Source organism: Paenibacillus cellulositrophicus (assembly GCF_009363095.1).
GTDB lineage: Bacteria > Bacillota > Bacilli > Paenibacillales > Paenibacillaceae > Paenibacillus_AQ > Paenibacillus_AQ favisporus.
This window is the reverse complement of the sequence record NZ_CP045295.1, coordinates 2,882,203-2,897,099: the sequence shown is the minus strand read 5'-3', so window position 1 is coordinate 2,897,099 and position 14,897 is coordinate 2,882,203. Positions and strand designations below refer to the sequence as shown.

11 protein-coding genes are annotated in these 14,897 nt (G+C 56.4%); 8 read left to right on the top strand and 3 right to left on the bottom strand.

The window, feature by feature from the left end:
• Positions 1-81: 81 nt before the first annotated feature.
• The gene (locus tag GCU45_RS13015) at positions 82-1,854 is read right to left on the bottom strand and encodes an adenine deaminase (protein WP_152399255.1); all 1,773 of its coding nucleotides are present in this window, start codon (positions 1,852-1,854) and stop codon (positions 82-84) included.
• A gap of 25 nt (positions 1,855-1,879) precedes the next feature.
• Entirely contained in the window at positions 1,880-3,202 is a 1,323-nt protein-coding gene (locus GCU45_RS13010) for an NCS2 family permease (RefSeq protein ID WP_145026504.1), read from the bottom strand.
• 233 nt (positions 3,203-3,435) lie between these two features.
• Between GCU45_RS13010 and allC the strand changes: the two genes are divergently transcribed.
• Positions 3,436-4,707, top strand: coding sequence for an allantoate deiminase (gene allC / locus GCU45_RS13005; protein WP_244364548.1), 1,272 nt, complete (start codon positions 3,436-3,438; stop codon positions 4,705-4,707).
• 131 nt (positions 4,708-4,838) lie between these two features.
• On the opposite strand, the gene acnA is transcribed toward allC, so the two are convergent.
• Entirely contained in the window at positions 4,839-7,553 is a 2,715-nt protein-coding gene (acnA, locus tag GCU45_RS13000) for an aconitate hydratase AcnA (protein ID WP_152399254.1), read from the bottom strand.
• Positions 7,554-8,005: 452 nt separating this feature from the next.
• Between acnA and GCU45_RS12995 the strand changes: the two genes are divergently transcribed.
• From GCU45_RS12995 to GCU45_RS12965, 7 genes are all read left to right on the top strand, one after another.
• Positions 8,006-9,016: an amidase domain-containing protein gene (locus GCU45_RS12995; RefSeq protein ID WP_397334241.1), complete on the top strand. Its 1,011-nt coding sequence runs from the start codon at positions 8,006-8,008 to the stop codon at positions 9,014-9,016.
• Between the two features lie 69 nt (positions 9,017-9,085).
• A complete protein-coding gene (locus tag GCU45_RS12990) occupies positions 9,086-10,180 on the top strand; it encodes a D-alanine--D-alanine ligase (RefSeq protein ID WP_152399253.1) in 1,095 nt (364 codons plus the stop codon).
• A 141-nt stretch (positions 10,181-10,321) separates the two neighbouring features.
• Positions 10,322-10,642 (top strand): hypothetical protein, encoded by a 321-nt coding sequence (locus tag GCU45_RS12985; protein WP_076175803.1) that lies wholly within the window; start codon positions 10,322-10,324, stop codon positions 10,640-10,642.
• 36 nt (positions 10,643-10,678) lie between these two features.
• Entirely contained in the window at positions 10,679-11,680 is a 1,002-nt protein-coding gene (uvsE, locus tag GCU45_RS12980) for a UV DNA damage repair endonuclease UvsE (RefSeq protein ID WP_152403030.1), read from the top strand.
• 239 nt (positions 11,681-11,919) lie between these two features.
• Positions 11,920-12,780 (top strand): inositol monophosphatase family protein, encoded by an 861-nt coding sequence (locus tag GCU45_RS12975; RefSeq protein ID WP_076175801.1) that lies wholly within the window; start codon positions 11,920-11,922, stop codon positions 12,778-12,780.
• Positions 12,781-12,915: 135 nt separating this feature from the next.
• Positions 12,916-13,188, top strand: a complete 273-nt coding sequence (locus GCU45_RS12970) for a hypothetical protein (RefSeq protein WP_152399252.1) — start codon at positions 12,916-12,918, stop codon at positions 13,186-13,188.
• A gap of 277 nt (positions 13,189-13,465) precedes the next feature.
• The gene (locus tag GCU45_RS12965) at positions 13,466-14,812 is read left to right on the top strand and encodes an ABC transporter substrate-binding protein (RefSeq protein ID WP_152399251.1); all 1,347 of its coding nucleotides are present in this window, start codon (positions 13,466-13,468) and stop codon (positions 14,810-14,812) included.
• Positions 14,813-14,897 lie beyond the last annotated feature (85 nt).

Here is a 14,897-nt window from a genome sequence, read left to right as displayed (position 1 = left end):
CAGCGGTACCGAGCCAACTCGGTCTGCGTGCGGGGTTTTCTAGTAAAGGATACGTATCGTTAGACGCTCTGCGAGGGCGCTTTATTTCGTTTCGATGATCATCGGCACAAGCTCCTGCTTGTCCACATCCACCAGCCCGAGGTCGGTGATTTTGGCCTGCGGAATGACCGGCAGCGTGACCATGATCATGCGGTGAATCGGGTTTTTGCCGGGCAGGATCTCGGCTTGGATCGCATCGACGAATTGATTGATTTTCGGCGCGAGCACCTCGCCCTCCTCCAGACTCATCAGCCCTGCGAGCGGAAGGGGCAGGAAAGCGACGACCTCTCCGTCCTTCACGGCGATCATGCCTCCGCCGCGTTTGCGCAGTTCATTGGCGGCAATGACCATATCCGCCGTGCTGACGCCGAGCGCGGCCAGGTGATGGCTGTCATGCGCGACCGTCGTCGCCACCGCGCCTTCAACAACGCCGAATCCGGCCAGCAGTCCCAAGGCCTTGTTGTTGTTCACCCCATGGCGGTTCCACACCGCAACACGGTTCAGCGGGCCTTTATGGCCGTCATAGGCTTCGGGAACGAGCTGGCCGTCCTTCACGGGCAGCACCGCTTCGATAAAGCCGGTAGGCACACCTGGTTTAAAATCATATTCGATGATCCGCACGCGAGCTTCCGATGCATTTGGATCGGCAACGGTCAGGCGCAGGTCATCCTCGCAGATTTCCGGCAAATGCACCGTTTGCAGGTATTCAGCCGGAGGCTCCAAATGCTGCTGACGCTCGATCAGCGCACCGCCTTCGACGATGTGCTTCCCGCCGATCCAGACGTCCGAGACGTTCATGGTCTCCAAGGCGTCGACCAGGACGATGTCGGCCAGCCGACCTGGCGCCAGCGCACCGACATCCTTGCGGTTCAGGCGGTTCGCCGCGTTCAAGGTGGCGTACCGGACCGCATCCACGGCCGGGATGCCTTCCTCGATCGCACGGCGGACGACATGGTTGATATGTCCGCGTTCGATCAGGTGGGATGCCAGGACGTCGTCCGTGCACAGCGTCACGTTCGGCAGGTAGCCCTTGCCAACAATCGCTTTGGCCACTTCCGCCATGTTAAGCGAGAAGGAGCTCTCGCGAATGTCGACGATCATGCCGGCACGAAGCTTGGCGATGGCTTCCTCTGTGGTCCGGCATTCATGGTCGGAGTCGGGACCCGCGACCAGGTAAGCGGACAGATCGCGCCCGACAACGGTCGGCGCGTGCCCCTGCGGGATTTTGCCGGCGCGTTCGTTCGCCTCCAGAATCCCCATCATACGGGGGTCCTCATGAATGACCCCGTGATAGTTCATCACTTCCGCCACGCCGTCGATGCCTTCCCAGGCCAGCATGCGTTCGATGACTTCCGGCGTAAAGTCCGCACCCGCGGTTTCAACCGCCGGTGCGGACGGCACGCAGGAAGGAGCGAGCGTCATGACGCGGAGGTCAAGCACGCGGCTGGCGTCCACCATGTAGCGAACGCCGCCTTCGCCAAGGACGTTGCCGATCTCGTGGGGATCGGTCACGATCAGGGTCGTGCCGTGCGGCAGCACCACTTCCGCGTAGTGTGCGGGAGTGAGCATGCTGCTCTCGATATGCAGATGCGTGTCGATCAGGCCGGGAATGGCGAATTGTCCTTTTCCGTCCACCACGCGCTCTGCTTCGAGCTCTGTGACGCCCGGTTCCGTGACATGCACGATGGTGCCGTCCGCGATTCCGATGGCGGCAGGGTAAATCTCTCCGGTAAACACGTTCACGAGCTGAACGTTATTCAGTGCCAAGTCTAATGGTCGATCGCCGCGCGCGGCGGCAATAAGGTTGCGGTTCATGCTGATCGATCTCCTTATCCTTAGATTATTTTAGCCAGAGGTAATAAACGAGCGGTATGCAGAGAATCCAGAGGCCGATATGAATATCGCGGATTTTGCCTGCAAATACCTTAATGATGACGTAAGACAGAATGCCGAATACGATCCCGTTCGCCAGGCTGAACGTCAGTCCGGCGGAGATAACGGTCAAGAGTGCCGGAAGGGATTCTTCCCATTCGTCCATATCGATATTCTTCAGCGTTCCGAGCATGGACAGGCCGATGATGATCAGCGCCGGAGCGGTGGCCGCACTCGGAATAAGCAGAATAATCGGCGTAATGAACAGGGCAAGCAGGAAGACGATCCCTGTCGTTACCGCGGTCAGGCCTGTGCGTCCGCCGGCTTCCACACCGCTGGCCGATTCAATGTAGGTAGTGATGGTGGTTTGTCCCATCAGCGAGCCGCCAACCGTTGCCAGCCCGTCCACAATAAACGGCTTTTTGATATCCGGCAGGTTGCCTTCCTTGTCCAGCAGATTGGCTTTTGCGCCGACCCCGAGCACGGTGCCCATGGTTGAGAAAAATTCACCTGTGAAGAACGTGAACAGCAGCGGGAAAAAGGCCAGCTTGAGCGCGCCCGGAATATCCGCCTGGAACATGATCGACGACGGATTCGGCGGCAGGGAGAACAGGTCTGCGAATGAATGCGGCAGCTTGGTGATGCCCATCGGAATGCCGATCACCGATGTGATCAGAATGCCGAGGAAAACGGCTGCTTTCAGCTTGCGGGCCATCAGGCCGAGAATAATGACCAGTCCGATCACGGACAGAAGCACGGTCGGCGAGTGCAGGCTGCCCAACGTTAGCGTGCCGGTTTTGTTCTGAACGATCAGCTTGGCATTGGAGAAGCCGGTGCCGATGATGAAGAGGCCCACGGCAGCGCCTATGGCGTGCTTGATATTTTTAGGAATAATTTTGGAAATCGTCTCACGCAGACCCAGGAAGGTCAGCAAAAGGAACAGGACGCCTGAAATGAAGATCATGCCGAGACCCTGCTGCCAGGTCGCCAGGCCCGCAGCAACGATGCTGTAGGCGAAGAAGGCGTTGCCGCCCATGCCGGGTGCTACCGCAAAGGGGCGTTTGGCATACAGGCCCATGATGATGCTGAAGAGGCCGGACGCCAGCAGCACGGTGACCATAACGGCCCCTTGATTCATTCCGGCCGCTTTCATAAGGTCCGGCTGAACCACGATGATGTAGGCCATCGTTACAAAAGTGGTCAGACCGGCAATGATTTCGGTTTTGACATTCGTGTTGTATTGGCTCAGTTTGAAAAAACGATCCAGCCAGGAAGCATTCGTCTGATTCATGATGACTTGTGGACTCCTTTACTTGTTGTATTATCGTTTCGCGTCCTGTAACTATAACATGCATATTTTGAAGCCGTCAAAGCTAAAGGCGAACTTTGTGCAAATAAACAATTAAAAACGTTCGTATATACAGGTGATCCGAAGACCGCGGAATGAATTTTTTGGGAGAGTCTATGGAAATTTGACGACTGCAATGCTATGGTAATATACAGTTTGGAATGAGGATCACGAAAATGAAGAAAAACAAGAAAAATCCGGATCGCCGGAAGCAGGATGGGAGTAAATCAGCCATGTTGATGACAGAACAACTGATCCAGTGGCTGGGCAGCTTTGGAGCCGATGAAGACGGCGGAGTGACCCGGCTTTTATATACGCCTTCCTGGAAGGAGGCGCAGGAAGCTTTGGCGGGCAAGATGGAGGAGTTAGGTTTGACCGTGCGTTATGACGACGCCGGCAACCTGTGTGGACGCCTTCAGGGAACGGAGGGGAGCGGCTCGTGCATTTTGACGGGTTCCCATATCGACACGGTACAGCGCGGAGGCAAATACGATGGGGCGTATGGCATCGTCGCCGGCATGGCGGCTTTGTCGCGCCTCCGGGAGCAATACGGCATGCCCCTGACAACGATTGAGGTCGTGGCGTTCTGCGAAGAGGAGGGGAGCCGGTTCCCCTACAATTATTGGGGCTCGACCTTTATGACAGGCACCGCCACATACAAGGATGTCGAGCATGCGCTGGACGCGCAGGGAGTGTCATTGGTACAGGCTATGAAGCAGGCGGGATTCGGCCCCGGGACGCAGGGCCAGGGTCCCCGCAGCGACGTGGAGGCCTTTATCGAGCTCCATGTTGAGCAGGGCGCGATTCTGGAGCAGGAGGGAAGATCGATCGGCATCGTTGAGCAGATCGTCGGCCTCCAGCGGTATACGATCCATGTCCAAGGAGAGGCGAATCATGCGGGCACGACGCCGATGGCTTACCGGAGGGATGCAGCCCGCGCTGCGGCCGCGATGATTACGGCCATCATGGACCGGGCCGAGGAGCTGGGAGCTCCGCTGGTGGCGACGGTCGGCCAGATGGAGCTTCACCCCAATACGCCGAACGTCATTCCTGGAAAGGCGACGTTCACGCTGGATGTGCGCCATCCCGACGGAGCCCTGCTTGAGGAGGCATGCGGCAGCCTGCTGCGTATCGTTGCGGATGAAGCGCGGGAGCGGGGCGTGGAGGTGTCGACAGAGCGGTGGATGAACGTCGCCCCAATCGGTATGGATGCCGGACTGACCGGCATGATCGAGGACATCTGTATCGATCAGGGACGGTCTTACCGGCGGATGCCCAGCGGAGCCGGGCATGACGCGCAGATCTTTGCCGCGCACTGCAAGACGGCCATGGTGTTCGTCCCCAGCCGTCAGGGCATCAGCCATTCGCCGCTGGAATATACGGAGCCGGGGCATTTGGAGGAAGGGGTTCAGGTGCTGACCGAACTGCTGCGCCGGCTGGCGTACTGAACGGAATGGATGATGAGAATAGATGATGAACTGATCCAATCATAGGGAGGAGAAACGGTATTCCTTCCATGAAAAATAAAGCCCCGCAGGCCATGTCCATGGCACTGCGGGGCTTTACTATTTAACGATAATTATTGGTTGGCGATCATTTGACGCAGCACGGTTTGCAGAATGCCGCCGTTGTGGTAGTAATCCACGTCGACCATGCTGTCCAGACGGGCCGTTACCGGGAATTCGAACTTGGTGCCGTCTTCGCGTGTAGCGGTGACGGTCAGACTCTCGCCCGGCTTGATTTCGTTGCTGAGTCCGACAATGTCGAACGTTTCGCGGCCGGTGAGGCCCAGGCTGCTCCAGCCATGGCCTTCCTGGAACTGCAGCGGAAGCACGCCCATGCCGACGAGATTGCTGCGGTGAATCCGCTCAAAGCTTTCGGCGATAACGGCTTTGACGCCGAGCAGGAACGTGCCTTTGGCCGCCCAGTCGCGGGAGCTTCCCGTACCGTATTCTTTACCGGCAATAACGACCAGGTTCTGTCCGTTGTCCTGATACTTCATGGAAGCATCATAGATGGACACGACTTCGTCCGTAGGCAGGTAAGTCGTAACGCCGCCTTCGGTGCCCGGTGCCACTTGGTTGCGGATGCGGATGTTCGCGAACGTACCGCGCATCATGACCTCGTGGTTACCGCGGCGGGAACCGTAAGAGTTGAAGTCCTTGCGTTCAACGCCGTGCTCCTTCAGGTACAGACCTGCAGGGCTGGTCGGCGAAATGTTGCCGGCAGGGGAGATGTGGTCCGTCGTGACGGAGTCACCCAGCAGGGCAAGCACGCGTGCGGACTTGATATCTTCGATGTCGGCCAAGCCGTTTCCGAGATTCTCGAAGAACGGAGGGTTCTGAATGTACGTGGACTTGTCGTCCCACTCGTACAGCTCGCCTTCCGGAACCGGAATCGCATTCCAGCGCTCGTTGGCAGTAAACACGTTCGCGTATTTGCGGCGGAACGCTTCAGGGCTAACGGACAAGCCGATCGCTTCTCTGATTTCCGCGGAAGTCGGCCAGATATCTTTCAGATAGACCGGCTGGTTGTTCGGATCGTAACCGATCGGATCGTTCTGCAGGTCAATGTTGACCGTACCTGCCAGCGCGTAAGCGACAACGAGCGGCGGCGAAGCCAGGTAGTTGGCTTTAACCTGCGCGTGGACGCGTCCTTCGAAGTTACGGTTACCAGACAGCACGGCAGCGACGGTCATGTCGTTGTCGGTGATAGCCTGGCTCACTTCGTCCGGAAGCGGACCGGAGTTACCGATACATGTTGCGCAGCCGTAGCCCGCTACATAGAAGCCAAGGGCTTCCAGCGGCTCAAGCAGTCCGGCTTTTTCCAGGTAATCCGTAACGACGAGGGAGCCCGGCGTCAAGCTGCTCTTCACGTATCCCGGTTTCTTCAGTCCGCGTTCCACGGCTTTCTTCGCCAGGAGACCCGCGCCCAGCATAACGCTTGGGTTCGACGTATTCGTACAGCTGGTGATCGCCGCGATAACGACTGCGCCGGTTCCCATTTCGCTGACGGATCCGTCTTTATGCTTCACGGACACTTTTTCTTCAATCTTGGCATCGCTGAGGCCGTATCCGCCTTTTTCGATCGGCGTGCGGACGATGTCGTTGAAGGCGTCCTTCATATGAGTCAGCTCGATGCGGTCCTGAGGGCGTTTCGGTCCGGCAAGGCTCGGTACGACCGAGGCCAGGTCGAGTTCGATGATGTCCGTAAATTCAGGATCTTCGGTTTCCGCGGTGCGGAACATGTTCTGTGCTTTGTAGTAGGCTTCTACCAGAGCAACCTGCTCATCGGTACGGCCGGTGTTGCGCAGGTAAGCCAGCGTCTCGTCATCGACAGGGAAGAAGCCGATGGTTGCGCCGTATTCCGGTGCCATGTTGGCTACCGTTGCGCGGTCCGCGAGGCTGATGTTGGCCAGACCCGGTCCGAAGAACTCGACGAATTTGCCGACAACGCCTTTTTTGCGGAGCATTTGGGTAACGGTCAGCGCAAGGTCGGTCGCCGTAGCGCCTTCCGTCAGGCTGCCTGTAAGTTTAAATCCGATAACGTCAGGCGTTACGAAGTAAAGCGGCTGTCCGAGCATGCCCGCTTCGGCTTCGATCCCGCCGACACCCCAGCCGACAACGCCGAGGCCGTTGATCATCGTAGTATGGGAGTCCGTACCAACGAGGGAGTCCGGATATACGACCGTTTCTCCGTCGGTTGTCTTGGTCGCCGCCACGGATGCGAGATATTCCAGGTTGACCTGGTGAACGATCCCGGTTCCCGGAGGAACGGCGCGGAAATTGTTAAATGCCGTTTGGGCCCAGCGCAAGAAGCGGTAGCGTTCCTCGTTGCGCTCAAACTCCACTTGCATGTTGTAGTTGAGGGCGTCGCTGGTACCGAACGCATCAACCATAACGGAGTGGTCGATAACGAGATCGACCGGAACGAGCGGGTTGATCTTCTTCGGATCCCCGCCGGCTTTCTTCACGGTGTCGCGCATAGCCGCAAGGTCGACGACGACCGGTACGCCGGTGAAGTCCTGCAATACGATACGGGCCGGAATGAACGGGATTTCCTTGTTATCGTCACGTCCTTCATTCCATTTGGCCAGCTGCGATACATGCTCCTGGGTAATGGCACGTCCGTCGAATTGGCGGACAGCGGCTTCCAGAAGCACCTTGATGGAGAACGGAAGCTTGGAAATGCTGCCGAGTCCCTGCTCCTCAAGAGCCTGCAGGCTGTAGTAACGGTAGGTTTTGCCTCCGACTTCCAGACTGCGGGCCGTGGAGAATTGATCCTTTGCTGTCATTACATGTACCTCCTTGATCGTAATTCGGTTCCTCTGCTTACTGTGGTTCATCAAATCAGTCATCATTCAGGTGGCTTGGGTGAGAGCGATAAGGGCGATCACTTTGCCGTTCCTTGTTTCACTAGATGAAACATAATTTCAAAATAGTGAGGTTCGCTTTTAGTATACCGTTTACAAGCCGGGGAGTAAAGTACTTTTTGCGTCTATTTATATGAAGAGACCGAGGCGGCAAAAGAACGGGAAAACGTTCCCCCGATCTGCGCCGGGACTGGTTCCGCGCACTGGCGGGACGGCATGCGCAGCTTGTCCGCTTCCGGCCTTCCGGCGGACCTCCGTCGCGCGAAAATGGACCAGGGTTCATAGGTGCCCCCTTTTTTTCATATAGTGGAATATACGCAGCCGAAACAACATATTTCGGGTTAACGAAACGGGTGAAAGGGGAATGCATGGGAATGGAGAAGGAATGGAAGCAGACGCTGTACGCCTATGTAAATCAATACAACCAGCATCAGATCGACTACCGGTCACAACATACAGATCAGGTCGTGACGGATCCGGCTTATTTATTGGCGAGGAGTGAGCGGGCTTCCCGGCTGTCACAATGGTATGCCGCAAGGGGGGCAAGGCCGCTTCGCAGCGAGACGAGGGCCAAGCTGCTGCGGACGATCCGCGATACCCCGGAGGAGGCGGTCATCGACGTGCAGCTGTATGTGCAGCTGTTCTACGAAAAGGGCGGTGTCAACCATGTGGAGGAAATGATCCAGCGGGAGAGGCTGACCCTGATCCGGGACGGGGATGCCTGGGTGATCGTGTCGGTGGAGCAGCTGACGCCGGAGAAGCATCCGGCCGCCGGCATCCCTGCCGTGCACACCGGGCAGCCGGCCTACGCCTATTCCAGCGGCGGGTCGAAGCCTTACCTGAACGCCGAGGTGCTGCAGGGCGGCCCTGGCCGCAAAACATCACGCTACAACCGCGCGGCAGCGGCGGCTTATGCCGACGAGTGGTGGGAAACCAGCAATCCGGAGTTTGCCGTATTCGAGGTGGACTGCACCAATTACATCTCGCAATGCCTCTTTGCAGGGGGCGCTCCGATCCACTATACTGGTAAAAGAGAATCGGGCTGGTGGTACAAAGGATATGTCGGGAGCAAAGAGTGGTGGAGCTACAGCTGGGCGGTTTCGAACGCGCTGCAGTCCTTTTTGTCGTCAAGCAGCTGGGGGCTCCGCGGAGAGCTGGTGGAGCGGCCCGAGCAGCTGATGCTGGGTGATGTCATTTTTTATGACTGGGACGGCGACGGCTCCTTCCAGCACAGCACGATCGTCACGGCGTTTGATGCCGGCGGTAGCCCGCTGGTCAACGCTCATACGGTCAGCAGCAAGCACCGTTTCTGGGACTACAAGGACTCCTACGCCTGGTCGGAGAACACCGTATACCGTTTTTTACATATCCCGGACTACTTCTAAGCCATTATAATGGTATATGTACAGCGGCAGGAGGACACCTGCAATCATGAGGAAAAAGAGAGGTTTGGCATGGGGAACAACAAAACAACCGTAGGCCTTGTGTACGGCGGTAAATCAGGAGAACACGAGGTATCGCTGCAGACGGCCTTTGCGGTGATGAACGCCTTTGATTACGATAAATACGAACTTATTCCATTCTATATTACGAAGCAGGGCGAGTGGAGAAAAGGAACGACGCTGCAGGCCCCCCTCGGCAAGCTGGACCAGTTGAAGCTGGAACAAAGCCAGGAGGGCACGGAAGCGGCGCTGGGAGCGATTTTCAGCAGGCTGTACGGCGGTGAGGCCGGCATCGACCTGATGTTCCCGCTTCTTCACGGAACCTTTGGGGAAGACGGAACCATCCAGGGTCTGTTCGAAATGGCGAACATTCCTTACGTAGGCGCCGGAGTCCTGGCTTCCGCAGCCGGAATGGATAAGGCCGTAATGAAAAAGCTGTTTGCGCAGGCGGGCCTGCCTCAATGCGGCTACCGCTTTTTCACGAAATCGCAGTGGGAGCGCAGCAGCTTCAATCTGATCATGGGCGTCGAAGACGACCTTGGATACCCATGCTTTGTAAAACCGGCGAATTTGGGATCGAGCGTAGGCATCTCCAAGACGAGAAACCGCGAGGAGCTGGAGCAGGCGATTGAGCTCGCTTTCCGCTATGACCTCAAAGTCATCGTCGAAGAGTTTGTAGACGCGCGCGAAGTGGAGGTGGCTGTGCTCGGCAATGACGAGCCGATGGCATCTGTGCCGGGAGAAATTATTTCCTCCAGCGATTATTACGACTACGCGGCGAAGTATACGGATGGGCAATCCGAAATGGTCATTCCGGCTTCGCTGGATGCCGAGACGGCGGACCGGCTGCGGGAGCTCGCTCTGATTGCTTTTCAGGCGATCGAAGGCAGCGGCATTACCCGGGCGGATTTCTTCATCCGCAAATCGGACGGCGCCATCTTCATCAATGAGGTCAACACGATGCCGGGCTTCACTCCATACAGCATGTATCCGCTGCTCTGGCGTGAAACGGGCCTCGGCTATCAGGCGCTGCTGGACCGGATGATCGAGCTGGCGCTGGAGCGCTACAACAGCAAGCAGTCGCTGGTATTTGCCAACGACATTTAACTTGGCGCTGCGAGATTGCTTGAGTGAAGGTCCGCCAGAATGAACGGTTAGACGTACAGCAACACATATAAGGTATCCGGCCGGCTCTGCAGTATAGGCCGGGTACCTTTTCCATTTTAATCAGGAGAAGGAGATGAAATGATGGGTTTCCAGACCGAATTTAATTCCGTGTGCAAGTTCAAAAGCGACCAGGAGCTGTACGAGCTGCTCGAATACGGACGCGGCAAAATGGTTAAGCAAGGCTTCCGCGTCTTCCCGACAGGCCAGAAAGTGATTGCCTATACCCCGAACAACGTGGCTGTGGCGATCGTTAAGATCGTCGGCTGCATCGCCGAGATCAATTTTCAGGGGCAGGAGGTTACGGAGGTCGAAATGGAGCTCATCCGCAAGCTGACCGACGAGGAGTCGCGGATTCAGACCGATTTGGCTTACGAAATGTTTTTTGGGGAACATACTTCTTAAGGATGATTTTATAACCAAGAGGAGTAGAAGCCGATGATGAGGGTCCGTTTCGGATACGTGGCGATGTCAACCGTAATAAAAGATGCGTCTCCCTCCAAAACGATGACGATGGCCAGTTTCACCAAACTGAACGATCGGGAGGCGGCCATTCGCAAACTGGAGCGGATTGCGGCCGAAAATTTGCATAACACGCTGCGGCTGCTGAAGCATAACCATGGCAGCGGCATTCATGTGTACCGGTTTTCTTCCAAACTGATTCCGCTGGCGACCCATTCGGACCTAAGCGATTGGAGCCCATATGAAGCGCTTCGCGAGCCGTTTGCCGAGGTGGGCAACTACGTCATGCAGCATGACATGCGGGTGTCTTTTCACCCCGATCATTTCACGGTGCTCAGCACACCCCGGGCCGAGGTGCTGGAGAGCTCCATTCGCGACCTCCGCCACCATGTTACGATGCTGAAGGCGATGGGGCTGAACGCGACAGCGAAGAACAACATACATATCGGCGGAGCTTATGGTGACAAAACCGCTGCGGCGCAGCGGTTTGAGGAGCATTTTGCCGCGTTGGACGAAGACATCAAGCAGCGGCTGACGCTGGAAAACGACGACAAGACGTTCACGGCCGTCGAGACGCTTGAGGTCTGTCAGCATGTCGGACTGCCGATGGTGCTGGATATTCACCACCAATGGGTCAATAATGATGGGGAGAAGCCCTGGGAGCTGTGGCCGGACATCCTTCAGACCTGGTCGACGCCGCTGGCGCAGGCCGATGCGGCGAAGGACAAGCCGCTTCCGCCGAAAATTCACGTGTCCAGCCCCAAGAGCAAGTCGGACCCGCGCGGCCATGCCGATCACGTCGAGATGGAGCCGCTCTTGACCTTTTTACGGAAGATTGCGGGAGATACACCTGCTGTGGATGTCATGATTGAAGCCAAAGCCAAGGACGGGGCGCTGTTCAAGCTGATGGAGGATTTTCAGGCATATCAGGGTGACGGGGTGCGTATTCTGGATGGTGCGAGTATTGAGATTACACCCTAGAAAAGGCTAATTTCTTTACGGGCATCACCTTTGGGGCCAATGTGGAAATCGGTTTCCCGGTCCGAATCGGGCGAAACTTTGCCGGAGTCTATACGTATAGTTTTAAGAGATAGAATCAGCGGTGTGACGTTATAAGCTGATCCACACGGGGACGGGAGCTGTGTTCATGAGTCGTCTTGGCTCCGCCCGCGGACGGGGCCCCCAAAGTACAGATCTAATCAGAAAGTAGAGTGAATGCTTTGAACCAAGAGGGTAAGGTACCATATGTCGTAACCAGCAAGAGCTTTACGGCTGTAGCGATTAACGCCGCCTCGAAAGCAGGCGAATGGATTAAGAGTAAACTGGGCACGGTAAAACAGCTGGATACCAAGTCCGGAGCGCCGGATTTGGTCACCGAAGTGGACAAGGGCGCCGAGCAAATGATCCGCAAGCTGATTTTCACTCATTTTCCGGATCATGCGCTTCTTGGCGAGGAAGGGGTCGAGCCCGGGCCGGAGGCTTCCAAGAAAGCGCTTGAGCAGGCGCTGGATGAAGAATACTTGTGGATTGTGGATCCGGTGGACGGAACGACGAACTATGTTCACGGATATCCGTTCTTTTCCGTATCCATTGCCTTGGCGCATAAAGGAGAAGTGATCGTCGGCGTCATTTATGATCCTTCACGCGATGAAATGTTTGTGGCTGAGAAGGGCAAGGGCGCCTATGTGCATGGCAAGCGCATGTCCGTTTCCCAGCAGGAAACGCTGAATGAGAGCCTTCTAGCAACAGGCTTTCCGGTGGGAAGAGATACGACGCTTCCGCAAAATATGGCCGGACTCAATTACCTTGCGCCGCGGGTGCGCAACATCCGCTCCGGGGGCTCTGCAGCCCTGCATCTGGCTTATGTTGCCAGCGGGCGGCTTACCGGTTACTGGGAAGTCGGCTTGAACGCCTGGGACCTGGCGGCGGGATCGCTGATGATCACCGAGTCCGGCGGCAGCATCACCGATACGCTCGGCAATCCTTATCATCTGGGCGTACGCCATGTGGTCGCCACGAACGGGCTGATCCAGCAGGAGCTGGTCGGCGCATTGAAGGAAGCGAAGGGGACCGGCGAATAGTTCGGAGACTCAGAGGCTGAGCTTGACTGTCAGGCTGTTTCATTAGGCTTGAATCGGGGTAACCAAACAAAAGACGTAATCGATCTTATTCACGCGGTGGCAGGCCACCGGTACAGCGCAAAGGAGTGTCAACCCATGAGTGAGAAGGACAATTTGGAGCGGCAGCTCAGTGACATGCTGACCGAAGGCGAGCTGCAGCAGCAGCAAGACCGTGAAGAGAAGGAGCGCGAGCTCATTTCTCCAAGATATGAAATCCGGATCCAGACGAAGATGGACCCGATCGTGGAAGAGACGAAGATTTACCGGGGCATGGCGAAGGAGCTTGATGACCGGTATGATAAATATATGAAGAGAGCCGAAGGGGACGGAGCTTCCGAAAGCAAATCCCTGGAGAACGAGAAGTCGTAGAGAACAGTATCGCTTGATCAGCCCAAATTAGACCTGTGTGGCAGCTGCCGGTTCCGGCAGAGAGGCCGTACAGGTCTTTTGTCGTTTGTTAAGGACTCCGAAATGTACCTCCAAGCTGAGATTTCTCTCCAACATACTTTCCCATCACTTTGTACAGCGCATCCCCACCGTAATAATTTCAACCCTAAATCGCAATATTGCCTCCTCAAAATTTGGAAAGCGATCCGGTAGACTGATCCTTGTAAATCAACCTATTTTCGAGAGGGGCATTAAACAAATGAGAAAAGGCAAGAAATGGCCGGTCATGCTGCTTGCGCTCATCCTGATGGTATCCTTGTCCGCCTGCGGCGGGGGCAGTAAAAGCGGCAGCGGTGCCTCGGAAGGAACGGCAGAGCCGGCGGCCACGACGGACGATTCCTCAAAGACGAGCTCGGACGAGAAGATCGAGCTGTCCTTCTGGTCGCTCGGCACGACCAACTATGAAGAGCTCGGCAAAGAATACACCAAAGAGCATCCCAACATTACGATCAAATTCCAGAACACTTCCGACCAGACCGCGCACCATAACAACCTGACGACGGCTTTGTCCGCCGGATCCGGAGCTCCGGACATCTTTATGCTGGAGATCGGCTTCATGGAGCGGTTCATTACAGCGGAAGACAAATTTTACAACCTGAATGATTTAGGGGCTAAAGATATCGCCGCCAACTACCTGGACTGGAAATGGAAGCAGGGCTCGTCCAAGGACGGCAGCTTCCAGATCGGGCTTCCGACCGACATCGGCCCGACCGTCGTGTATTACCGCACCGATTTGATGGAGAAGGCGGGGCTGCCGACCGATCCGGAAGAATTCGGCAAGGCGATCGATACGTGGGATAAGTTCGCTGCTGTGGCAAAGCAGTTCAAAGAGAAAACCGGCAAGCCGTTTGCGGACTTGACGGATCTGGTCTACAACGGCGTTCGTGACCAATCCGACGGTGAGATCTATTTCAGCAAGGCGGACGGCTCTTTCATCGGCGACAAAAACCCGATGGTGAAAAAAGCCTATGACTTTACAGTCAAAGGCATTCAGGAGGGGTGGATCGGCAATACGCTGCTGTGGTCTCCGGAATGGGGTCAGGCGACCAACGACGGCGGATTCGGCGTCATGCTCGGACCGGCTTGGATGGCCGGCAACATCAAGACCAACGGTCCGGACTCCTCCGGCAAATGGAGAATTACGCAGCTGCCTGAAGGCGCGGGTAACTGGGGCGGTTCCTTCCTGACGCTGCCGAAGCAGGGCAAGCATTCGAAGGAAGCTTACGAATTCATCGCCTGGCTCGACAGCAAGGAGAATCAGCTGGAATCGTTCAAGTCCAAAGGCTTGATGCCTTCGATTCCTGCCTTGTACACAGATGAAGCCTTCACCGGCTTCAAGGACGATTTCTTTGGCGGTCAGGCGACGGCCGTGGAATACGGCAAAGCCGCGCAGCGCGTCAAACCGGTCTACTACGGTCCGCTGCATGACCAGACGGATACGTTCTTCAAGGATGCGCTGAAAAACGTCCTTGAGAAAAAAGCCGACCCGGCCAAAGAATGGGACGCTGCCGTCGAGAAAGCCAAAACGCTGGCGGAACGCAGCTAACCATTTTTCCGAAATTCAAATGTTAAAGCATTGATTCTGCATCCAAATTCGTCAGGACGGCCGCAGCGCCGCGCTGGCGGGTTTG